At 46.8% G+C, this 21,359-nt stretch carries 18 protein-coding genes; 8 read left to right on the forward strand and 10 right to left on the reverse strand.

Translation table 11 applies throughout. The features are described from left to right. The first annotated feature begins 257 nt into the window (after positions 1-257). A complete protein-coding gene (gene nadB / locus QUB64_RS00110) occupies positions 258-1,910 on the forward strand; it encodes an L-aspartate oxidase (RefSeq protein WP_333270673.1) in 1,653 nt (550 codons plus the stop codon). Positions 1,911-1,920: 10 nt separating this feature from the next. Here nadB and QUB64_RS00115 read toward each other — a convergent pair whose 3' ends face one another. After that, positions 1,921-2,190 carry a hypothetical protein gene (locus QUB64_RS00115; protein ID WP_333270675.1) on the reverse strand — a complete coding sequence of 90 codons (270 nt, stop codon included), beginning with the start codon at positions 2,188-2,190 and terminating at the stop codon, positions 1,921-1,923. A gap of 974 nt (positions 2,191-3,164) precedes the next feature. Continuing rightward, complete coding sequence (locus QUB64_RS00120) at positions 3,165-5,300, reverse strand: CHASE2 domain-containing protein (RefSeq protein WP_442921615.1); 2,136 nt, start codon at positions 5,298-5,300, stop codon at positions 3,165-3,167. A 673-nt stretch (positions 5,301-5,973) separates the two neighbouring features. Between QUB64_RS00120 and QUB64_RS00125 the strand changes: the two genes are divergently transcribed. After that, positions 5,974-6,159, forward strand: coding sequence for a hypothetical protein (locus QUB64_RS00125; RefSeq protein WP_333270680.1), 186 nt, complete (start codon positions 5,974-5,976; stop codon positions 6,157-6,159). A 17-nt stretch (positions 6,160-6,176) separates the two neighbouring features. Here QUB64_RS00125 and QUB64_RS00130 read toward each other — a convergent pair whose 3' ends face one another. Together QUB64_RS00130 and btpA are read right to left on the reverse strand one after the other, a co-directional pair. Further along, positions 6,177-7,103 carry a vitamin K epoxide reductase family protein gene (locus QUB64_RS00130; protein WP_333270683.1) on the reverse strand — a complete coding sequence of 309 codons (927 nt, stop codon included), beginning with the start codon at positions 7,101-7,103 and terminating at the stop codon, positions 6,177-6,179. A 461-nt stretch (positions 7,104-7,564) separates the two neighbouring features. Beyond that, entirely contained in the window at positions 7,565-8,452 is an 888-nt protein-coding gene (btpA, locus tag QUB64_RS00135) for a photosystem I biogenesis protein BtpA (RefSeq protein WP_333270686.1), read from the reverse strand. Between the two features lie 468 nt (positions 8,453-8,920). Here btpA and QUB64_RS00140 point away from each other — a divergent pair, with 468 nt between their 5' ends. Continuing rightward, on the forward strand, positions 8,921-9,901 hold the full coding sequence (locus QUB64_RS00140; RefSeq protein ID WP_333270689.1) for an SGNH/GDSL hydrolase family protein: 981 nt from the start codon (positions 8,921-8,923) through the stop codon (positions 9,899-9,901). A gap of 373 nt (positions 9,902-10,274) precedes the next feature. Here the strand turns inward: QUB64_RS00140 and QUB64_RS00145 are convergent, their stop codons facing one another. Next, positions 10,275-11,327, reverse strand: a complete 1,053-nt coding sequence (locus QUB64_RS00145) for a Gfo/Idh/MocA family oxidoreductase (protein WP_333270934.1) — start codon at positions 11,325-11,327, stop codon at positions 10,275-10,277. 558 nt (positions 11,328-11,885) lie between these two features. On the opposite strand from QUB64_RS00145, the gene QUB64_RS00150 reads away from it, so the two are divergent. Next, the gene (locus tag QUB64_RS00150) at positions 11,886-12,539 is read left to right on the forward strand and encodes a PEP-CTERM sorting domain-containing protein (protein ID WP_333270691.1); all 654 of its coding nucleotides are present in this window, start codon (positions 11,886-11,888) and stop codon (positions 12,537-12,539) included. A gap of 159 nt (positions 12,540-12,698) precedes the next feature. Continuing rightward, positions 12,699-13,382, forward strand: a complete 684-nt coding sequence (locus tag QUB64_RS00155; RefSeq protein WP_333270694.1) for a hypothetical protein — start codon at positions 12,699-12,701, stop codon at positions 13,380-13,382. A gap of 35 nt (positions 13,383-13,417) precedes the next feature. On the opposite strand, the gene QUB64_RS00160 is transcribed toward QUB64_RS00155, so the two are convergent. The 3 genes from QUB64_RS00160 to def all read right to left on the reverse strand — a co-directional run bounded on the left by QUB64_RS00160 (position 13,418) and on the right by def (position 15,790). Next, complete coding sequence (locus tag QUB64_RS00160) at positions 13,418-14,770, reverse strand: PrsW family glutamic-type intramembrane protease (RefSeq protein ID WP_333270696.1); 1,353 nt, start codon at positions 14,768-14,770, stop codon at positions 13,418-13,420. Positions 14,771-15,029: 259 nt separating this feature from the next. Beyond that, positions 15,030-15,230, reverse strand: coding sequence for a hypothetical protein (locus QUB64_RS00165; protein ID WP_199292547.1), 201 nt, complete (start codon positions 15,228-15,230; stop codon positions 15,030-15,032). Further along, positions 15,230-15,790, reverse strand: coding sequence for a peptide deformylase (gene def, locus QUB64_RS00170; protein WP_333270698.1), 561 nt, complete (start codon positions 15,788-15,790; stop codon positions 15,230-15,232). Before def ends, QUB64_RS00165 begins: the two co-directional genes overlap by 1 nt. A gap of 101 nt (positions 15,791-15,891) precedes the next feature. Between def and QUB64_RS00175 the strand changes: the two genes are divergently transcribed. Beyond that, positions 15,892-16,404, forward strand: coding sequence for a DUF1648 domain-containing protein (locus tag QUB64_RS00175; RefSeq protein WP_333270700.1), 513 nt, complete (start codon positions 15,892-15,894; stop codon positions 16,402-16,404). 94 nt (positions 16,405-16,498) lie between these two features. Here QUB64_RS00175 and QUB64_RS00180 read toward each other — a convergent pair whose 3' ends face one another. Further along, positions 16,499-16,954, reverse strand: coding sequence for an aspartyl protease family protein (locus tag QUB64_RS00180; RefSeq protein ID WP_333270703.1), 456 nt, complete (start codon positions 16,952-16,954; stop codon positions 16,499-16,501). Between the two features lie 119 nt (positions 16,955-17,073). Between QUB64_RS00180 and QUB64_RS00185 the strand changes: the two genes are divergently transcribed. Further along, positions 17,074-18,369, forward strand: a complete 1,296-nt coding sequence (locus QUB64_RS00185; RefSeq protein ID WP_333270937.1) for a pentapeptide repeat-containing protein — start codon at positions 17,074-17,076, stop codon at positions 18,367-18,369. Between the two features lie 268 nt (positions 18,370-18,637). On the opposite strand, the gene QUB64_RS00190 is transcribed toward QUB64_RS00185, so the two are convergent. Then, positions 18,638-19,261: a TenA family protein gene (locus QUB64_RS00190; RefSeq protein ID WP_333270706.1), complete on the reverse strand. Its 624-nt coding sequence runs from the start codon at positions 19,259-19,261 to the stop codon at positions 18,638-18,640. A gap of 160 nt (positions 19,262-19,421) precedes the next feature. Between QUB64_RS00190 and QUB64_RS00195 the strand changes: the two genes are divergently transcribed. After that, positions 19,422-21,359, forward strand: a complete 1,938-nt coding sequence (locus QUB64_RS00195; protein WP_333270708.1) for an ArnT family glycosyltransferase — start codon at positions 19,422-19,424, stop codon at positions 21,357-21,359.

The raw sequence follows: 21,359 nt of genomic DNA on the forward strand, positions 1-21,359 counted from the left end.
TTCGGCTCCGGCTGATGAATGCCGAATGCCTTGAAAAAGGATCGCACCCAAAGACGGATACAAGGCTCCGATGTTGTGAAGAGCAAAAAATTTTAGACATTAGTTGAAGTTCCAGATTAATGTGTGGAGTAAATTATTTAGTTATTAAAATATTAAATTATTAAATCAAAAATAGACAGTTCAAACCTCAATATTGGTCTGTGGAGTCAATTCTAAAATCTAAAATCTAAAATCTAAAATCTAAAATCGGCAGACTTATGACTGACAAATTTGACGTATTGGTGATAGGTGCTGGCGCAGCCGGTTTGTACACTGCACTTTGCCTCCCAGAACATTTGCACGTAGGCTTGATCAATAAAAATATCTTGCCTGTTTCTGCCAGCGATTGGGCTCAAGGAGGGATTGCTGCGGCGATCGCCCCAGAAGATTCCGCAGCGCTGCACGTTCAGGATACACTGGCTGCGGGAGCAGGTCTTTGCGATTTGGAAGCAGTGCAATTTTTAGTCGAAGAAGCTGCTGCTTGCATAGACTCCCTGGTAAAAATGGGCGTTGCATTCGATCGCACCGGCCCAGATTTAGCCCTCACCCTAGAAGCCGCCCACTCCCGCCGCCGAGTGCTCCACTCCGCCGACACCACAGGGAAAGCGGTTGTCAGTACCCTCACAGCAAAAGTATTGAGCCGCAAAAACATTCAACTCGTATCCCCAGCCTTTGCTTTGAGTCTGTGGTTGGACGAAACCGGGCGCTGTCAGGGCATTAGCTCGATTTGCGACTCCCGGGTCAAATGGCTGCGGGCAGAGGCCGTAGTGCTGGCGACAGGCGGCGGCGGACAAGTTTTTGCTCAAACAACCAACCCGTCGGTAAGTACCGGAGACGGGGTGGCAATTGCGTGGCGCGCCGGGGCGCTGCTGCGAGATTTAGAATTTGTACAATTTCACCCGACAGCGCTGAGTAAAGCGGGCGCGCCGCGGTTTCTGATTAGCGAAGCGGTGCGGGGAGAAGGAGCTCATTTGGTTGACAGCAAGGGATATCGCTTTGCTTTTGACTCTCACCCCAGCGGGGAACTCGCCCCTCGCGATGTTGTCAGCCGCGCTATTTTCCGCCACTTGCAGAAGACGGGGGAACCTCATGTTTGGCTGGATTTGCGCCCGATTGCAGTCGATCGACTGCGCTACAGGTTTCCGAATATTATTCAAGTGTGCGCTGATTGGGGAATTGATGTTTTTTCCCAACCGGTGCCGGTGACGCCCGCCGCCCATTACTGGATGGGAGGGATTGTGGCTGACAAGTTCAACCAAACTTCGATTCCGGGTTTGTACGCGGTGGGAGAAACTGCGAGCACGGGGGTGCACGGCGCTAACAGGTTGGCGAGCAATTCGCTGCTGGAATGTCTGGTGTTTGGCGCGCAGATGGGACTTTTGCAGGTAGAAGGTGAAAAGTCCGAAGCATTACCAGAGGAGAAAGATGCAGGGGAAATCTTGGAAAAATCGATTTCACAACAGGATATTGAGGCGATCGACAAGTTGCGGGTAGAGTTGCCGAGTTTGGTGTGGCAGAGTGCGGGAATTTGCCGGGGACAACGGGATCTCGAAAGTGCGATCGTCCAAGTTGAGATGTGGCGGCAAGAATTTGCCTCTTTGGCTTTGAGTCAAGCTTTGCTCAATTTGCAGCCCGGACAAACGATCGATTTTTCGCCTGCTGATGCGGAGAATAGCTCGGTTTTGCGAAATTGGGGGGAAGTTGGCAATTTATTGGATATTGGCTACTTAATTCTCAAAAGTGCTGCGTTTCGCACGGAAAGTCGCGGCGGTCACTACCGGCTGGATTATCCACTCACCGATCGGGATTGGTGCAGTCACACTTTAATTCACCAATCGAATTGGTACAAATCTGGGCCCATAGAATATTGAAAAATTGGGTTCAGCGCGTTCCTGTACCGTCACTTTTGGGATTCCCGTTGGACTCTGGTTCGTATTTTTTTGGGTTATTTGGAATCTGAGAGGTTGGCGCCACTTTCAAAACGGTGGAGGTCGATGGCGTCCCGCCCCGCAAGCTACGGTCTTTTGCTGAGTTGCTGGTTGAGTTGCTGGCAAGTCTAGCAGCATTTGCAATGCCGATCGTATTCACTTGCAGGCAGAGAGTCAGGGTTGCCGTTGTTGTGAGCTGAATCAAAGTACGCATAGTATTCACAGCCTTATTCAAATCACCGCAGTGTATGCACGTCCGTATCACCTATTATATCTATCAATTTGCGTATTTCCACGGGTCTCTTTACATTTCCTTTAATTAATTTTTGTAAGTTTACGTAAACCTTTTTAAATCAAGGCTTTTTGGCGATTTTAATTTGGTCTCCTGTATCTACAATTTTCGATTTTTGATGGGCGATTTTCGAGGGTAATGACTTACGGCATAAGGATTTGGAGCGCGGGCCTGCCGTTGCATTCTTTTTTGAAACTAATCTCATTTTTTTAATATTTTTTAACATTTAGATGAGAGGGCAATTTGCTGTCCTCAGTTTCATATTTTTGGTAATTCTATCTAATGACAGATGACAGATTAAACGATTTTTGAATCGTAAATTGAGATGGAAGAATGAGGAATGACTTCTTCCATAGTCCTGGACGCACTTGAAGCTTGAAACCCCGATCCCCCCTAGCCCCCCTTAAAAAGGGGGGAATCTGAAAAGCCCCCTTAAGAAGGGGATTGGGGGATCTCTTCTGCGTCCAGGACTATTCCATAAAAGTTGGCAGCACGGGCAAAGCAGTTGCATTATTTTTTTTAAACTGGTATGGCAAAAGCCAAGACGATTAGGACGCAATACGGTTCACTCGCAGATTGTCCTTCGAGAGGAACGAAGCAATCTCCGTATCTATTTTTCATGGGTTTTTTCTGTTGGAATCTCTTAAATGAACCGTATTGGATTAGGACGTTGTTATACCATGCCAGAAAAAAGCTTGCTACACTAGAATTGTTGAGTTTGTTTCGTCCGCCCAATGTGTAAGGTGCGACGAAGAGCGAGATCTGGCGTGAAATGCACCCGAATTGTTCTCGTGCGACGCACCCGGACGCTACGGCTTTGCAGAATTTTGGAAAAATGGTATTAATTGCTGAAACCCTTGATTTTCTTCCTTCTTCCTTCTTACTTTTTCCTTCTTCCTTCTTTGTTAAGAAAATTTATATTGATTTTTTCCGCCTTCCTTAGCACGATACATCGCAGCATCGGCATTCTTGACTAAAATATCGGACTCTTGACCGTCAATTGGATACAAACTAATGCCAATACTTGTAGTTACAGAAACTGTATGTTCTTCTAAAATAAAAGGCTGCATGATGGCGTCGCAAATTTTTTCAGCTACTTTTGCAGCTTCCTCGGGACCGGGAATTGCGGGCAGAATGACTGTGAACTCGTCGCCACCCAACCGCGAGATAGTATCGCTGCCGCGCAAGCATTTTTTGAGCCGACTGGCAACTGTTTTTAAGAGCAAATCGCCCGCATGGTGTCCGAGAGTATCATTGATTGACTTAAATCCATCTAAATCTAAAAACAGTAAAGCTACCAATTCCTGATTGCTGGAAGCTCTTTCTAGGGACAGATGCAAGGATTCGTGAAACATTTTGCGGTTGGGCAAACCGGTGAGAGCATCGTGATAGGCTTGGTGGCTGAGTTCAGCATTTTTTTGCTTGAGGGCTTCTTCCAGGCGTTTGCGCTCCGTCATATCTCTGATCGCTCCGACTAAAAATAGGTTGCCAGCAGCATCTTTGTGTAGGGATCTTTTCGTTGAAATTAGATGGGTAAATCCATAAGAGTCGGTAAAAAATTCTTCATTTTCTCGTTGTTGGTAAGTTTGCAATACTAATTCGTCTTCTTGCCAAAATATATCGGCTTCGGCTTGGGGAAATAAATCGTAATCTGTGCGGCAGATTAAATTTTCTAAAGGATGGCCGATAAACCGACAATATGCCTGATTCAAAACAACCCAGCGATGATTTCTATCTTTGACAAAAATCGGGTCGGGAATTGTATCAATTAGCCATTGTAAAAATTCTTTAGACCGTTTTAATTCTTCTTGTAAGTGAGCCAGATAAGCCACAACTGCGGCGCCTGAACCAACAAGACTGAGAATTGGAGGAATTAACGGCAGCCACCAACCTGCCAAACAGGCTATGTATAAACTGGCACTCAGACCGATGCAGATACTTGACAAACACCAAGCCGATCGCCCGAGCGATCGCAAGTTCCAGCTCACACAGGCTCCCGTCCAAGACCACAGTAAAATCCACAGCAACTCCGCAGCCTCGGGCCAGACTTTGATACCACCGCGCCCGTCGAGGGCCGCACTCAAAATTTGGCTCAAGAAATGAGCCTGAAGCTCGACTCCGGGTATTTGTTGGGGAGGAGCAAACAAACCGGAGCTGTAAGCGTTTTGGTGAAAGTCTTTGAGGCTGGGTGCAGTTGAGCCGATCAAGACAGCGCGCGATCGCACAAAATCAGCCGGTACTTTGCCAGAAAGCACGTCGCTAATTGATGCAGTGCGGAAACTGCCTCGCGGGCCGCGCAGGTTGGCGAGAATTTGATAGCCGCGGCTGTCCGATCGCACGTAAGCACCATCATTCGGCTTAAAACGCCGAAACACCCCCTTGCCTAACTGCAAGTATTTAGGATTGACTGTGGCTGGTTCAGGGGAAATCCCTTCGCGCTCCAGGTAAAGCAAAGCCATTCTCAGCGCGAAACTTTCATGGGTTTTGCCGTCTCCAGGCCAAGAGTATAACAAAGCTCGGCGCACTTTACCGTCAGCGTCGATGACAACGTTGTTGAAACCGATTCGATCGAGCTTTTTGAGTACCGGAGGCGGGCGAACTCCGATCCTGGTTTCGTCTGGCATCAACTCAATGCCAATTAAGTTGGGAATAGTTTTAAAAGTTTTGAGCAATTCGGCGTTACCCGGTTGAGTCGGCAAATCTCGGTAAACGTCGAGGCCGATCGCCCGCGGCGAAGCAGCGTGCAATTTTTGCAGCAATTGGGCCAATACAGCATCCGAAATTGGGTAGCCGTATTTTTGCAAGTCAGCTTCCTTAATTTCTACAATAACGATGCGCGAGTCAATTGGTTCGGCGGGCCGCCAGCGTACAAAGCGATCGAAAGCAGCCCATTCCCACACCTGCAAAAATCCGAACCAGCGCAGTACAATCACCGTAACGCCAACGGCACTCGCAGTAATCAATACTCGCCGTTCTCGATCGAGCCATTTTTTGATAGTTTTTAGCATATTTTGGGGATTTGGGCCTCGCCTGAAGAGCATCTAAGCTACTACTACATATAGCTTTTACATCTCCGGGCGATCGGGTGGATTTTCGCATTGAAGATTTGAGATTATCCAATTTTTGGGGTTTTGCGGTGCGGGCGATCGGTGGATTTGAGATTTTCGATTCGAGATTATCCAATTTTTTGGTTTTTCGGTGCGGGCGATCGGGCTGCAACAACAGAAACCGGGTTTCTCAACCCCAATATGTCATTTCAACAATGAGTTTGGCAGTAGAAACCGGGCTGCTTGAGTTTTTGTATAAAATTCTTAGTATTTATTCGCATAGATAATACTAAATACCCACAACTTGTTTTAAACGTTTTCGATCTAATATCATGTCCGGTGGATTGACCGCAATAAGTAAAGTTCGTAGTGCGCCCGAAAGTCCGCTCTCAGACGGAGTACCCAAGAGGGCACTACAAACCGTTTTTGTGATGGTAATCGACCGGACACGATCTAACTAATTTTTACTAATTTTTTATTGATTCTAGATTAGATCTCTTGCAAAAGTCCTTTTAATCAAATTTTGAAACTGGCTCTTATAGCCCGTTCCACAGAAAAAAAATGTGGAACGGGCTCTTATAGCCCGTTCCTAGTTATTTTTGCAAGAAGTCTATGGCAGATTTTAGATTTATTTCGCAGCACGAGACAACGATCGACTAAGTTAAAAATGGAGCATCTCAGTTTGGCTTTTATAGGAGTGCGAGCGGGACCGCTATATGTTGTATATAAGCTGTGCTGCGATCGAGTTCATGCTCGCACTCCTATCAAACGCTTTTTGCTCTCGGAAAGAGATGCTCCCGTTAAAAACCAAGATGTTTCCTGGGAAAAACAAAATCTCAAATCTGCCATCTAAAATCTCAAACTTTGCTGTCAGTTTTGAAAGTTGCGCGGGCCAGTGTAACCGGATAACTCAGCGAGTTTATCCAGAGTTTGCGTCCCCGAATAAAATTGACCTTTAATCTCCCAAGTCGGGAAACCTTTAACATTCGCAGCAGCAGCTTGGCAAATTTCAGCGCGGGAATTTTGACCCCTGGGATCGCATTCAAAATAATCAATTATTTTGGCTGCTTCTTTGCCGAACAGCATTTTTTGGTCGTAGCAGTGGGGACACCAGTAAGCACCGTATTCTTTAGCGCCGATTTGTCGGAGGTGGCGGGCTAAAGCAAGTTGTGCCGGCCCGGAGGTTGTAGTGACGGCTGGGGGTAGAATTCCGGGGGTAGAAGAAACAAAAGGAGCAGGTGAGCTGACGCTGTTATACAGTCCCAAGGCGCCGATCGAACTTACCATCATTACCAAAATACCTGTAAACACCAACTGTCCGATATCTTCCCACTCGCGGCCGACTAGCACCAGCACAAACAGCGACAGCGCAAATACGGCGGAACTGATGCAGTAAATGCACAGTTCCTTAATTTCAAAAGCCATCAAATACATCAAATAGCTGCTGAAAATTACCATCGCAGCGGTGATGATAAATAGCGCTTGCCAAGTTTGATTTTCTAGTTGAGAGTGCAGACCTTTATTGGTGTCTGGATTGACGGATTTGGGAGCTAATGCCAAAATTGCGATGCTCAGGTAAGCCACACAACCTAATAAACTTAAAGGCACTGTGTCAAAAACTGTAGCGTAGGGACTGTTGAGAACTTTGTCGCAGCCGCTGGTGGGACAAATGACTGAGCCTGTCGTGAATTTAGCGATCGTCAGATAGGCCGTTTCTACGACGCCGATGGCTGCGATGGCTGCGATCGCAGTCCTAGACCAGCGATGAATCCAAGGGGTTGAACGTCGGCGAATCATTTTTTGATTTAGTAGTTGGTAGTTGGGAATTGGGAATTGGGAATTGGGAATTGGTAATTGGGAATTGGTAATTGGGAATTGGTAATTGGGAATTAGGAATTGGTAATTGCTAAGTGGTAATTGCTAATTGGTAATTGGTGCTTTTTTTCACTGTTAGCTTTTAGTTGTCAGCTATTACCAATGACCAATCACCAATTACCATTACTGTCAACAACCAGCTCAAACGTAGTCAGAGACTGCTGTTTGGCGACTAAGGCCAGATCCCCCCGAAGGAAGAACCCCCTACTCGACCCCTACTCCCCTAACAAAGGGGGGGACAAGAATCTTGTCTTTCGTCCCCCTACAACCTTTCTTGATGCGAGGGGGCTCTGGCATCGGACAAAAGCGACGTTTTTCAATGGTTCCAGCCTTAAGTTGACATTAATGTTCATTACCTTTTTCCAAATTACCAATTACCCATTTTACGTTTTACTTCCGACTTTGCCTGGTTCCGGTGTTGGCCCTCTTGAGCCATTCGTGTCTGTGTTTTGCTGTTCAAGCTCTTTCTGGGAGAAGCTGCGGCGGGCGGCTTCGACAAACTGACTGACGCGGATCGGATCGATCGGCTGCTCGATGCGGCCATTTCGCTTCAGGGAGCTCGAAACAATTACACCATCGGCCGCTTGCATGAGGGTGGAAATGTTCTCCCAGGAGGCGCCGCTGCCGATCAAAACTGGAATTTCCCCCGCTGCTGCACTCGCGAGTTCTAAGTCTTCGAGATTGGGAGGGCTGCCGGTTGTCCAGCCAGAAAGGATTACGGCGTCGGCTAAGGCGCGCCCGATCGTCTCTTGGACGGCTGTGGTTAAGTTGGGGCTGCCCAGGGGTCGCCCGTGCTTGACTAGCACATCTGCTAATATTTTGACATCGCTGCCCAATTCCCGGCGGTAGCGAAGTAGCTGGTGTGCTTGGCCTTCAATTAAGCCTTGGTCTGTAGCCATGATGCCGTTGAGGACGTTGACGCGGATGAATTGAGCACCCGTGCAGGAGGCGATGGCGATCGCGCTGTGGGCGTCGTTTCGCAGCACGTTAATGCCGATCGGCAGCGTCACCAGATTTGTTAGCCTCTCGACTACCAGAGTCATGGCACTTACCACAGCCGGATCTACGCTGTCTTTGGCAAAGGGAGCGTCGAAAAAGTTCTCGACTATGATACCGTTTGCGCCGCCAGAAGCCAGCGCTGTAGCCTCTTGCTCGGCTCTTCCGATAATAGCTTTGAGGTTCCCGCCCCAGCGGGGAGAAGTTGGCAAAGGCTGTAAATGTACGACACCGATTATGGGATTCGGCGTTTTGAATATTTGTTTTAAGTCCACGGATTTTCCTGAAACCACCAAGTTCACTGACGGCTGACGGCGGATTTTGACGGTATATTCTAGAATTCTATATCCACACGGGCTATTCGGATGACTCAATTGTGCAGGGACTGTCGGTAAAAGACGGAATTTAGCAGCAGTTAGTCGATTTGAGATTTTAAATTTGAGATTTGAGATTTACTTGCAGCATTGGAGTCTGGGAGCTTGAAGTGTGGATTTTCCATTCTCTACAGTCGATTTGAGATTTTCCATTTTTCGATTTGAGATTTGAGATTTACTTGCAGCATTGGAGTCTGGGAGCTTGAAGTGTGGATTTTCCATTCTCTATATGAGATTAACTCTGTTGGCGGATCGAACTTTGGATTTACGCCACACATGAATCTGGGAGCTTTAACTTTGGTCTAAAATTTTGGCATCTCCCCGACTCCTGTCTTCAAGCAAGTATCCGTTTTCGATCGAGGTTAATAGTTGAAAGTTGTTCTGATCGTTTTGGCCCTCACCTCCGGATTGTGGGCAGCAATCGAAGTGCTGCTGCGGGTGCTGCTGGGTTTTGGCAATCCCTTGATTTATATTGCCGATGCCGAGTGCGGCTATTTGTTGGCACCCAACCAGAGGGTGCGCCGCTTGGCCAACCGGATCGAGATTAATCAGTATTCGATGCGTAGTAAAGCGATCGCCCCTAGTCCCAAACCCGAAACTCTGCGCGTCTTGCTGTTGGGAGATTCTGTCGCCAATGGCGGTTGGTGGACAGATCAGACAGATACGATCTCGGAAATTATGGTTCGGCAGTTGAGGCTGCAAGTACAGCATCTGGCGAGCGATGCACAATCAGGTGCCAAAGTCAATTATTCGGATTTTGAAGTTCTCAACGCCTCAGCCAATTCTTGGGGGCCGAGGAATCAACTTGCTTATGCCAAGCGGTTTGGTGTTTTTGGGGCAAAGGTTTTGGTGTTGCTGCTGAATACGGACGATTTGTTTGCATCGGCTCCTTGTTCACAAGTTGTGGGGCGCGATCGATCTTATCCCGATCGCCAACCTCGATCGGCGACACTAGAGTTATTGAGCCGCTACCTGCTACCAACTGTGCCGGCTCCCCAATTAGCCGCACCAGCAGCCGAAAGCGATGTAGTCGGCTGCAACTTAGAAGCTATTAGCCAAATCCAGAAAATAGCTGTATCCGCCAACGTCGAGTTTTTGCTAGCCGTGACGCCCAAGCGCCATGAATTAGGCGAGGGCCCTCGCGACTGGGAAGTCAAGGCTAGAGAGCGTCTCGCCGAACTCGTCGAACGTGAGAAAATTACTTACATAGATTTTCTTCCCATTTTCAATTATGAGGCTCAAATTTCAACTTTGTATAGAGACAGCATTCACCTCAGTCCTCAAGGAAATCAGCTAGTTAGCAAAACCATCAGCCGTCAAATAGTCGCTCTTTTTTTGCCTAAATCGTGACTTCACCCAAAGATAGATACTTGTTCCCGACTTAGGTTGGGGAGAGTAAAAAAGTTTAAACCTTAGTTCAAGCCCCTAGATTCATCTGTGGAGTCAATCTCAAATCTCTAATCGACAGTTTAATCCCCCAAGCTCAAATGTGGAGTCAATCTCAAACCTCAAATCGTCAGGGCGTGAGCGTGAGCACCGCAGTCTCGCGCCGCAGTCTCAAATCTCTAATCGACAGTTTAATCCCCCAAGATCAAATGTGGAGTCATCTCAAATCTCAAATCAACTGACATCGAATCCGGTTGCGCCCGAACAGTTACCCTAGAACAGCCAACAACAAACCCAAACTGTAGAAGCACCCGGAAACGACACGATTTGTCTAGATTTAGCTAACTTGCAAAGTAGGCTCTAGCTCTTTCGGATACCAAGCTTGACCGTCGAGAGCCATTTGCTCGATCGAACTCGCAAGCCGCAGAGCTTTGAGAGCTTGTTCTCCTCCCACAGAAGGCTGATTTCCACCCCGCACGCAATTAATAAAATGCTCCAATTCTGCGTGGAGCGGTTCAATATTGCTGGTGTAAACTTTCTCGATCAACCCATCTTGACGGTAAAGCACCTGACCGTAATCCGTCACATAATTGGCGGTTGTTTGTCGGTGAATCAAGATTTCGTTGTTGAGAAAATCTGCCTCTGTCAAAGAATTCTTGCAGTGAGCGGCGATTGAACGAAGTTTGCGGTGCGTCACCTTGCTGGCTGTCAGAGTGGCGACAATGCCGTTAGCAAAGTTCAGCGTCGCTGTCACGTAGTCTAAATAACCTGAATCTGAGGCCCTGCTGCCGCTGGCTGTCAGCTTCACCACTGAGGAATCTGCCAATTCCAGGAGCAAGTCGATGTCGTGGATCATTAAATCCAAAACTACCGATACGTCGTTAGCCCGATCGGAATAGGGACTCATCCGGTGAGCTTCCAATGCCAGTAGCTCTTCAGTTTTCAGCACTTTGCCGAGTTCCTGAAAAGCTGGATTGAAGCGCTCGATGTGACCCACTTGTAAAATCCGGTGGGCGTCAGCAGCCGCATTGACCAAAGATTCGGCTTCAGCAATGCTAGCCGCGATCGGCTTTTCAATTAAAACGTGAACCCCTGCTTGGAGACAAGACATCCCCACAGGGTGGTGCAGGCGAGTTGGAACGGCGACGCAAACTGCATCTACGTGGGCCAGCAAATCCCGGTAGTCTTCAAAGAAGCGAACCCGGTATTTGCTTGCTACATCAATTCCCCGCTCTACATTTATGTCTGCAACACCCACGAGTTCGATATCTTTCAGCAAGCTCAGAACTCGCGTGTGGTGCTGGCCCATATTGCCAACTCCAATGACCCCAATGCGGAGGGGTTCGGGTTGACCTCGGTGGGCGAAAACGTTTGCGTATCCCAATGACATCCTATCTAGCACTCCTGGATTCTCCTCCACCACAGGAATCAAGCCCGTTGGCTTCCCTAAGCTACTCACAGCCATCCAGATAGTACCACAGTCAAACTATTTGTGAAGAATTTCTAAGAGAAGCAAGAAGGAATCAGGCAGACTGAAGAAAGCAGAAGGCAGACGGCAGATAGCATTCGGCCGACAGCATTCGGCAGGCAGCAGAAAAAACCCGCTCAAATTTCTGGGAATTGCGTATTGACAAAATCAATCAAATATGATCCTAAAACGCGTGAAGCGTAGCTATCCCGAGCGTGAATCGCCCGCAACATCGCGACAACACAAACCCGTCGGCATATTTTTCCGGGACGATCAAACATTTCTCTTGTTTTGCCCAAAAAGTAATAGTTGAAAAGTAATAAATAATACAAAATTTACAGGTCGCGCATCCGTAGGAGTTCGGGTGTTGACATTTGGCAATGTTTGAATTAAAAAGAATTTATGTTAAGAATGCGCCTACTTACTGGCGATCGCTCTCTAGAATAAACTACATTTAGGTCAAATCTAATGAGGCCGACCATGAATCAAAAACAAAGGCAGAGATTCGTTCGAGCGATCGCCAGCACAATTTTAAGTTTGGCAGCGGTGTCAGTGGCAGGAGTTGACCAAGTACAAGCTGCCGTCCTCACCTACAATTTTGAAGTGCAACAGGGTGGAGGTAGGGGTTTTTTTAAGTTGAGTAATTCCTCACTGACAGGAATAGGATCTGAACAAATTGCAGTTTCCGAGGGAAGATTTGACACTTTTGCCACGGCCTCTGCCTCAAAAAACTACTACGATTTAGCAGGGGCTATAGCTTCATTTTTTCAAGGGGATTTTCGCGGACTGCAAACAGGCGGAAGCGACGGAGAGATTAGAGAAATTGACCTTCCCGATGTACCAGGAGGGCCTTTTTACGTCAAATATGACAGCAGGGCATTTTGGTCTCTGGGTACCAGCGGGGTGAGCAGTCCTGATATGTGGAGATCTTATTTCTCGGGGTATCGTGAGACAATAGTTAGCAACAGGGAGCGTGTTCTTGCCATAGACGGACGTAGAATTATCAACGGTGCCGAGGTTTCTTACACCCTAGTAGATACCCAACCAGTTCCCGAACCAATCACCGCTGCGGGGACAGCTTTAGCATTGGCAGGTTTAAGCTGGTTAAAACACCAGAAAAAAATGGCAGCTTGAGGCGCAATTGCTGTCGATCATTATGTCAAGAATGTGGATAGTTACGTGCGCTCGCCTTCGGCAATCGAATTCAATTAATTGAAGTCTGATGAAGCAGATTCCTCTCAGGTCTAAAGACTCTGAGTTTCTCACTTTTCTCATGATCTACCGAGTTTTTTTATGAATCTGCAACAAAGACAGAGATTGGGAAGTGCGATCGCCACCACAATTTTAAGTTGTGCAGCGGTGCCATTGGCAGGAGTTGAAAAAGCACAGGCTGCCGTCCTTACCTACAATTTTGAAGTGGAAACTGTAGGGGTTCGTGGTTTTTTCAAGTTTAGTAACTCCTTACTGACAGGAATAGAATATGAAAGACTTGCAGTTTCTGAAGGAAGATTAAATGGTTTCACAGCACCTTCCAATAGTAATTATCAACAGCAAGGCAAAGAATACTACGATTTGGTAGGGTCTACAGTTGTATTTCTCCAAGGGGAATTTATCGGAATTCTAGCAAGCGGTAACGACGGAGCGAGTGGAGAAGTTGACCTTCCAGACGTACCAGGAGGGCCTTTTTATGTCAAGTATGAGAGCTGGGCCTCTTGGTATACATATAGTGGCGGAGCTATTATCGACGGTATTAAAAGGTCATCCTCTTCTTTCCAGGGGTCTATTGGCACAGTAATTAGGAACAGGGAGCGTATTCTTGCCATAGACGCTCGGAGATTTATCAACGGTGACAAAGTTTCTTACACCTTAGTGGATACCGCCGCTGAACCTGTTCCCGAACCAATTACTGCGACAGGTACAGCTTTAGCATTGGCAGGTTTAAGCTGGTTAAAACACAAGAAAAAAATGGCGGTTTGAGGCGCTATTTATCTCAGCAACTCAGCAGTCAGCAGTCATTTTTCTGAAAATATTCGAGTTGCAAAATTTTGCGATCGATTGGGAGACAAAGCCCTAGCTTTTAAAATCGAGGCTACCAAAAACGCATAGGACAAAACTCCTACCAAAGCCAGCAAAAGTACGCTGACTGCTCCCGACGCATTCCATAAAGCGTGAAGTGCGGAAGCGCTAAAATAACCTACGCCTAAAATTGGCCAGCGCTTCCTGGGTTTGAGGGCGCTCAAACCGATGAAATATCCGAAATAGCCGCTGTAAGCCATGTGCCCGGCGACGGAACCCAAGATCCGGGGAATGAGCAATTGCAATCCTACTAATTGTCCGACTTCTGGCCCTGCTTGCAGGGTGACGTTTTGGATGATATTGGGGACGTACTGTCCGAGGGTTTCTAATAGTGTAAAGCTGACTGCTGAAGCACTTCCTAATAAAATTCCGTCTAAAGGTTCCCAAACGCCGATGCGATCGCGCCACGGATTTTTGAGCAAATTTCCCAGGAGCATCGCTCCCAAAATGGGCAGGGCTTTCAGTAATTCTTCCATCAGGCCTGCCCCGAAGAACATTCTGATTAAAAAAGGCAAAAAACTGATTTCTTCGCCTTCTGCGGGCAAGCTACCGGGCAAAATTTCTCTAAATACTAATATAAATCCAATCAATAAGGGGCTGAGCAAAATCAGGACTGTAGCTAAAGCAGTACCAAGCAATACCCACCAAGGCTTGTGTTTGCCACACAGTCGATATATGAAGTAGTAAGCGGCACCGGCGATGTAAGCTGACAGCAGGAAGTTGAATGCTGGGGAATTTCCGACGGCGACAAACAGCGACACGACAAAGATAACTGTGGCAATACCTGGATATAAGTAGGCTTTTTGGCTTAATTGTTTGCCCGTGGAGGCGATCGGGAATAATTGAGTTAAAGTGAGAGCGTCTTTTTGACTGACAGCAAAATTGCCTGGTTTTGGTCCGGGGTATCGGGGTTTAGTTGGGTGAGGGGTTGCGGGAGATTCAAAGATGAATTCTGGGCCGTCTTCGCCGAGACTGATGCGATCGCCTGAAAGTAAAATTTGGCAGCCTTCGAGCTTTTGGCCGTTGATATAAGTTCCGTTAGCGCTGTTGAGGTCGCAAATTTCCCATTGCGGAAAACTGCTTTTAGTTAAGGGACGGACTGCGGCGTGGCGGCGGGAAACCATGCCGTGGGCGATCGACTCTAAAGCTATTTGACAATTGCGATCGCGCCCGATCGCCACTTCCCCATATTCAGAAAGTTGGTACTTGGACGCTGGCCCGGACGCAGCGCCTTGGGCGGGCACTTGTCGCAGAAATCCGATTTCATTAGTCCTGCCGTCATTAGTCATTAGTTATCAGTCATTAGTTATTAGTTATTAGTTATTAGTTATTAGTTATTAATTATTAGTTATTAATTATTAATTATTAGTTATTTGTGATTGATGATCGGCGAGCAGTTATTAGTTATTCGTAACAATCAACAACTAACCACTAACACTCAAGAACTAGAAATCAACAACAAGTAATACAGGCAAACTCACCAATAACCAATAACCAAGAACAACTAACTACTGACTAATGACTAATGACGGCAGGACTAATGACTAATCATAAATTTGCTCTGGCATCCTGAACCGCTGCATAGAAAAATATGCCTGTGAGCGGTACGCTGAGGGCGAGGATGATGCCGGTGACTAAATTGCCGAGTTGAGCTTCTCCCGAAGACAGCTCAAAGATTGAGCCGACTGCGGCGATCGCAGTGATGCACGAAAGAGCTAACAATAAACCACTTTTGGGAGTTCCTGCCATCATACTGATTTTACTGCCTTTGGCGAAAATTTCTTCTTGACTAATTCTTCATTCAGTGCCAGCTTGTTTTCTACTCTGTCTACAAACAGCACTCCGTTGAGGTGATCCATTTCGTGCTGAATTACTCTCGACAGTAACTCAGTCGCTTTCAGGGTTTGCGGGCGGCCGAATTCGTCGCGAAATGACACTTCAATGACTTCTGGGCGTTTGACATCAAAATAGACTCCCGGAATGCTTAAACACCCTTCTTGCAAGAGGCAGATATCGCCGCTGCTACTTTTGATGGTGGGGTTGATCAAAACCAATGGGGGTGCGGCGGGATTGTCCGGTTCGCAGTCGATGACAATTACTTGTTTGTGTACTCCGACTTGGGGGGCTGCCAAACCGATGCCTTCGGCACTGTACATGGTTTGCAGCATTTCTCGGGCTAGCTGCCGAATTTCTGCATCGACGCTGTTGACGCGCTTTGCTGGCTGCCGCAGGACGCGATCGCCTAAAGTGTGTATTGTTAGGGGCGGTTTTTCTAGCTTTTTCTTTTCAACCAAAACCTGAACCGTCATAAAACCTCGCGAGATGTTTGGAAACCCCCAACGAAAGCTGTTGGGGGATTACATGGGAACCAATACTATTATTTTCAATATTAATCTAATTTTAAGTAGCCATGACTGGAAATGCACCAAACCAACGACCTGTTATTTCTCTGGGGCTTTCGCCTGCTTTACTGGCGGTAGAGCTCGCGGGGGCGATCGCGATTTTAGTGTCGATTTTGCCGATCGTACAGTTTTGGGGGGTTTTGCCCGATCGCATTCCAATTCATTTCGGCTTGGGGGGGCAGCCTGATACTTGGGGCGACAAGGTGACAATCTGGATGCTGCCAGCACTGGCTGCTATTATTTTTGTGGTTTTAACTGCGGTATCGCGCTATCCGCATACTTTTAACTATCCGGTACGGATTACTCAGGAAAATGCGCGCCGGCAATATCTCTTGGGGCGAGGCCTTTTGGTTTGGCTGAAAGCGGAGATTTGCTGGCTGTTTGCTTTTATAGTGCGGCAGCAAATTATTGTGGCTTTGGGCAATGCTCAAAGGTTTAGTATAGAGTTGGTTTTCGGGATAACTTTTTTGATATTTGCGACGGTTGGCGTGTATTTTGTGAGGGCTTATTTGGCTCGCTAGGTGTAGGCTAAAAACTTTCATATAAAAAGGTTTGTAGTGAGGACTTTAGTCCGCATCCAAGAAAGGACTAAAGTCCTCACTACAAACCTTTAAACTAAGCCATTAGATATGTTTGCTGATTGTTCATCGGCAATACTCGCAACCGTCGATTTTTCAAATCTGGTTCTAGTCCTAGTTCTTCCATGGGAATCACACCCAGCAAAACAGTGGAAACGCCTTCGGGCAATTCTAAACAATCAAATCTACCTTCTCTCCCTTCTACAATAATTTGAGCGCCTGCAAAAATTCGACCTTTTTTGATGCCAGCGGATGTTTCTACATCTCTTTCTCCTACTTGTCTTAAACCTAGTTGGCTAATAATGGTAGCTGGCAAGGAAAGTAGAGTTGCTCCGGTATCGACAAGAACTTTGTCGAGCACCGCAGAACGAACTTCCTCCGTAGAAATGAATCCCCGTTCGGCCATAACTAGATCGATGAAATTCGTGACGGTGATTGTAGTGATTACTTGACCCATTTGTTTTTCTTGAAGATTGGGGAGTACCAGGGTCATATTATGTTACCTCTTTGAGTGTAATTACTCGATATTTCTATTGTAATGCTATCTAGAATCGTGCTTCGTTAGTTAAAATCGTTTTAGCGATCGCCCAAAATTATAATTTGCCTCAACGCATGACACCAGAACCCAACTCTTCTCAACCCAATCCTCCTGAGTCGAACGTGACTGTAGAAAGTCTGAACGGCGTAAGCCCTACTGTGCCACCAGAACCAGCGGCAATCGTCGCCACCGCCGATCTGGAAAAACCGCTGCCGCCACCTCCTGCAACCCGCAAGGTTTTATTGCCACAACAGCCGGCACAAACGACTGCTGAGACATCGGCTTCGGTGCTGACGCTGGGGTTGATCGCAGCGATGATTTTTGGACTCGCTAATGACAATATTTGGCTGGGCTTAATTGGTGCCATCGGTGCGATCGGGGTATCGCTGCGGATGATGTGGCCGAGTTGGGGCAAAATCTGGGTGCAGGTAATTCCGCCGACTTGGCGCACCCTGATTGTCTCTTGCTTCGGGCTGTTAGCCGGGATTGTTGGTTTGCTGATGCTCAGCGGTACTAATACTGAACCGGGAAGCCGCAACATCCAAATCAACTGGGATGCGATCGGAGCTCTCGGCGAGTTGATCGGTGCTTTGGGTCAAATTTTGATCGCAATTTTGGGCGTTTACGTGGCTTGGCGCCAGTACGTAATCTCGAAGGATTTGACGATTCAGCAAAATCGCATTACCCAACAGCAAACTATTGATGCTTATTTTCAAGGGGTTTCCGATTTAGCCCTTGACGAGCAAGGGTTTTTGGAAGATTGGCCGCAGGAAAGGGCGATCGCCGAAGGCCGCACGGCTGCAATTATGAGCAGTGTGGATGCTGAAGGTAAGGCTAAAATTCTGCGGTTTTTGTCGCAGTCTCGATTGGTTACTCCTCTGAAGCGCGATCGGCTTTTAGGCCGCCCCATCCTTGACGGCGATGGCGGCTACGCTGAAGACAGAGATCACGGCATCCGCGTCATCGATTTAAACGTCATGTTAGCGGGTGCTGACCTCGCTGGCACCGATTTGCGGTGGACGGAGTTGAGCGAAGCCAACCTCGTCCGGGCCAATCTCAGCAAGTGCGATTTAGTGAAAGCAAACCTCTCGCGCGCTATCCTGTACGACGCCAATCTCTCTCGCGCCGACATGAGAGCCACCACATTATTTTACGGCTCGGCAGAAATTGCATCTCCCCGCAGCCGCACTGAATTTGCCAACTATCAAACGGGCGAATATACCGGCGCTGTGGTTGAACGTGCTGATTTCACCGCTGTCAAGCGGCTTTCGGACGAGCAGCGCCGCTACTGCTGCGCTTGGTGCGGCTCGAAGTCGCGAGATACTATTCCCGGCGGCTGCGAAGGTATTCCCAATAAGCTCGGACGTTAAAATTAGCAGTACCTCTGTACTATTCATGAATTTCTGTTGCCTTCTCTCTGCTTTTTTCCTTACTAATTTGGGTGCTGATCGCCATCGTAATGCGAGCCTAGACAGCCGATATATGCTATCAGTAGAAGTGTGCTGATTTTTGAACGCGCCTATTGGTTGTTGATGGGATTGTTTGGTATATTTCTGCTGTACGTTTCCGTGAGATTTGCTAATTGGGAGTGGATAGCTTAGGGTGATCGTTGGAGAGCATCTCTTGAATAAACTTAATTTACTCTACCTCCCAAGCTGCCTGAAAAAAGTCTCTTTCGCACAACATAGCGTAGCGATAGGTTGCTTCTACTTCCGGTGTAGATTCGGCATAGCGATCGACCAAACTTTCCAGCCGTGAAGCTAAAATCTCAAACTCAGGGCTGCTATAGGTGACAATCCAGTCGCTCAAGGCGTGTTTTGGTATATTAGGCTTAGCTAACTGCTGTCCCAAAAAAGCATACAACCGCAAGCAAGGAGTCATCGCCGCTACTGTCAAACCTACATCGCTTCCCCAAGCTGTTGCTAATAAAAAATCGGTGTAGCGGCGGGTAGCAATTCCCGGTGTAGCTTCTTGCAAGTTTACACCCCATTTGGCTGCATATCCTTGATGCAAATGCAATTCTTCTAAAACACCGCTGCCGAGATTGTGAAGAATTTCAAATCCCTCCCAGTCGGGTGCTTTGGCGGCAGCGATACTGTAAGCGCGAGCGAAGGCTCCCAGAAAAAATGCGTCTTGTGCAACGTAATATGCAAAACTACTTTGGGGGAGGCTGCCGTCAGCAATGCCTCTGACAAAGGGATGTTCCAGACAAGCTGCGCTTAAGTCTTGATTTGCTTGCCAAAGAGCGTTAGAATTTGTCATTGATTTTTTGATCTCTCGGTTATGATGGTAATGGTTATAGGACTTACAAAAACCACCCGGTTTCTACTAGAAATATTGGGGAAAAACGACGAGTAATTAACGAGGATACCTGGTTTTTGAACTTCCCGCCCTGAGCGTCTTATAGTCCCGATCTAAATCTATGATAACAAATATATTCGGCTTGATTCCAGTGGTGGATCTGGGAATTTTGTTTCTCATATTTCAGAAAATAGATAAGTGTTGGCGCAGTGCTATTTTGTCCGCAGCAATTGTTTGGGGAGTTATTGTAGCTTTGTCTACTGAAATTTTCAGTTTATTTCGGTTGCTGACTTTTGAGTGGGTGTTCGGGCTGTGGTTGATAGCAAATATTCTCGGCTTGATGGTTTATCTAAAATTTAAACCTGTCAAGCCAATTTTTGAGAAAAGTCAAGAGGAGAAATTTTCTAGTGTATTAGTCGGGTTGCTAGGCGGTGTATTGTTTATTTTTGCTGGGGTTGGTTTAATTGCTGTAGTTGCACCGCCTAACAATTGGGATTCTATGACTTATCACATGAGTCGGGTTGCTCACTGGATGCAAAACCGCAGTGTCGAGCATTATCCCACTTCTTACGTGCCGCAGTTGTATCACCCGCCTGGGGCTGAGTTTGCGATTATGCACTTTCAGATTTTAAGCGGGGGCGATCGCTTTGCTAATTTAGTACAGTGGTTGAGTATGGTGGGTAGCGCGATCGCAGTTTCTTTAATTGCGAAGCAACTGGGCGCTAATCTGCGGGGTCAAGTTTTTGCTGCGGTTTTTGCTGCGACTTTACCGATGGGTATCCTCCAGGGTTCTAGCACTCAAAACGATTATGCTGTATGTTTCTGGATGGTTTGTTTTGTTAGCTGCGGTTTAGCTGGACTCTCCGCCGGAATCACCGGATTTAATACTTTCAAGATTGGTGCGAGTTTGGGTCTAGCTCTCTTGACAAAAACGACAGCATATATATTTTGTTTGCCTTTTATTATTTGGTTTATTGTAGGAGGCATTAAAAGCTTTCGGCGAAAGATGCTGCAACCAATTTTAATAATAGCTGCTGTAACTTTTGTTTTGAATGTCGGTCACTTTTGGCGAAATTATGATTTGTTCGGTTATGCGATCGGAGCGCCAGAAAGTTTCACAAAAGAATATAAAATAGAAGCAATTACGCTCCCAACTTTCCTGTCAAATATCATTAGAAATTTAGGTATGCAAGCGGGTACGAGGATTTCTAAAATTAACGGTGCGATTGTGGGAGTGATTAACGTGCTGCACCGAATACTGGGCGTAGCGACAAACGACGCGCGCATCACTTGGCCTCCCGGACAAGTATTTGCGATCGCCACACCCTCATTTAATGAAAATACAGCTACCAATCCCATTCACTTTGGACTGATATTTGCCACCATTACACTTATATTTAAAAATCCTCTGTGGCAAAAAACAAAAATAGTAGTAATTTATTTTATTGCTGTAATAATGACATTTTTACTGCTGTGTCTTCTCCTCAAATTGCAACCTTGGCACAGCCGCCACCACCTATCAATATTTGTATTATTTTCGCCACTATTTGGATTGGCACTATCGCAATCATCAAATCATAAAATTGCAAATTATCTAGCTGCGGTTCTAATTGTCATGTCGCTACCGTGGCTGTTTCACAACCAATTTAGACCTCTCCTGGGAGAGAGTAGTATTTTTAATAGCAGCAGACACGATCTTTACTTTAGAAGTCGGCCTCAAATCGAGAATGCTTACAATACAGCAGTAGATTTTGTTAAAGCTCAAAACTGCACGAATATCGGACTGTCATTTTGGGCTAAAAGTACCTGGGAATATCCTTTGTGGGTATTTTTACCAGAACCTGGAAAACCTGCACCTCGGATTGAACATATTTCTACTATCGATCCTGTTGTCAAGCAAAAACTTAACTCGGAACCTTACAAAAGTTTTATCCCTTGTGCGATAATTTACCAGTCTACAAAAAATGACGGCAGACAAGGAAAAGAGATGGTAGTCAAAAATCAGACTTACGTACAAAAATGGTCGATGGAGCCGCTGAGCGTGTTTGTGAAAAAATAA

It is taken from the genome of Microcoleus sp. Aus8_D2 (assembly GCF_036702665.1).
GTDB lineage: Bacteria > Cyanobacteriota > Cyanobacteriia > Cyanobacteriales > Microcoleaceae > Microcoleus.

Excerpts from the sequence above, each read along its gene's own strand:
- nadB (WP_333270673.1), top strand. The coding sequence starts at position 258 with ATGACTGACAAATTTGACGTATTGGTGATAGGTGCTGGCGCAGCCGGT.
- QUB64_RS00120 (WP_442921615.1), bottom strand. The coding sequence starts at position 5,300 with ATGCTCTTCAGGCGAGGCCCAAATCCCCAAAATATGCTAAAAACTATC.
- QUB64_RS00125 (WP_333270680.1), top strand. The coding sequence starts at position 5,974 with ATGGAGCATCTCAGTTTGGCTTTTATAGGAGTGCGAGCGGGACCGCTA.
- QUB64_RS00130 (WP_333270683.1), bottom strand. The coding sequence starts at position 7,103 with ATGATTCGCCGACGTTCAACCCCTTGGATTCATCGCTGGTCTAGGACT.
- QUB64_RS00145 (WP_333270934.1), bottom strand. The coding sequence starts at position 11,327 with ATGTCATTGGGATACGCAAACGTTTTCGCCCACCGAGGTCAACCCGAA.
- QUB64_RS00150 (WP_333270691.1), top strand. The coding sequence starts at position 11,886 with ATGAATCAAAAACAAAGGCAGAGATTCGTTCGAGCGATCGCCAGCACA.
- QUB64_RS00155 (WP_333270694.1), top strand. The coding sequence starts at position 12,699 with ATGAATCTGCAACAAAGACAGAGATTGGGAAGTGCGATCGCCACCACA.
- QUB64_RS00160 (WP_333270696.1), bottom strand. The coding sequence starts at position 14,770 with ATGACTAATGACGGCAGGACTAATGAAATCGGATTTCTGCGACAAGTG.
- QUB64_RS00165 (WP_199292547.1), bottom strand. The coding sequence starts at position 15,230 with ATGGCAGGAACTCCCAAAAGTGGTTTATTGTTAGCTCTTTCGTGCATC.
- def (WP_333270698.1), bottom strand. The coding sequence starts at position 15,790 with ATGACGGTTCAGGTTTTGGTTGAAAAGAAAAAGCTAGAAAAACCGCCC.
- QUB64_RS00175 (WP_333270700.1), top strand. The coding sequence starts at position 15,892 with ATGACTGGAAATGCACCAAACCAACGACCTGTTATTTCTCTGGGGCTT.
- QUB64_RS00180 (WP_333270703.1), bottom strand. The coding sequence starts at position 16,954 with ATGACCCTGGTACTCCCCAATCTTCAAGAAAAACAAATGGGTCAAGTA.
- QUB64_RS00185 (WP_333270937.1), top strand. The coding sequence starts at position 17,074 with ATGACACCAGAACCCAACTCTTCTCAACCCAATCCTCCTGAGTCGAAC.
- QUB64_RS00190 (WP_333270706.1), bottom strand. The coding sequence starts at position 19,261 with ATGACAAATTCTAACGCTCTTTGGCAAGCAAATCAAGACTTAAGCGCA.
- QUB64_RS00195 (WP_333270708.1), top strand. The coding sequence starts at position 19,422 with ATGATAACAAATATATTCGGCTTGATTCCAGTGGTGGATCTGGGAATT.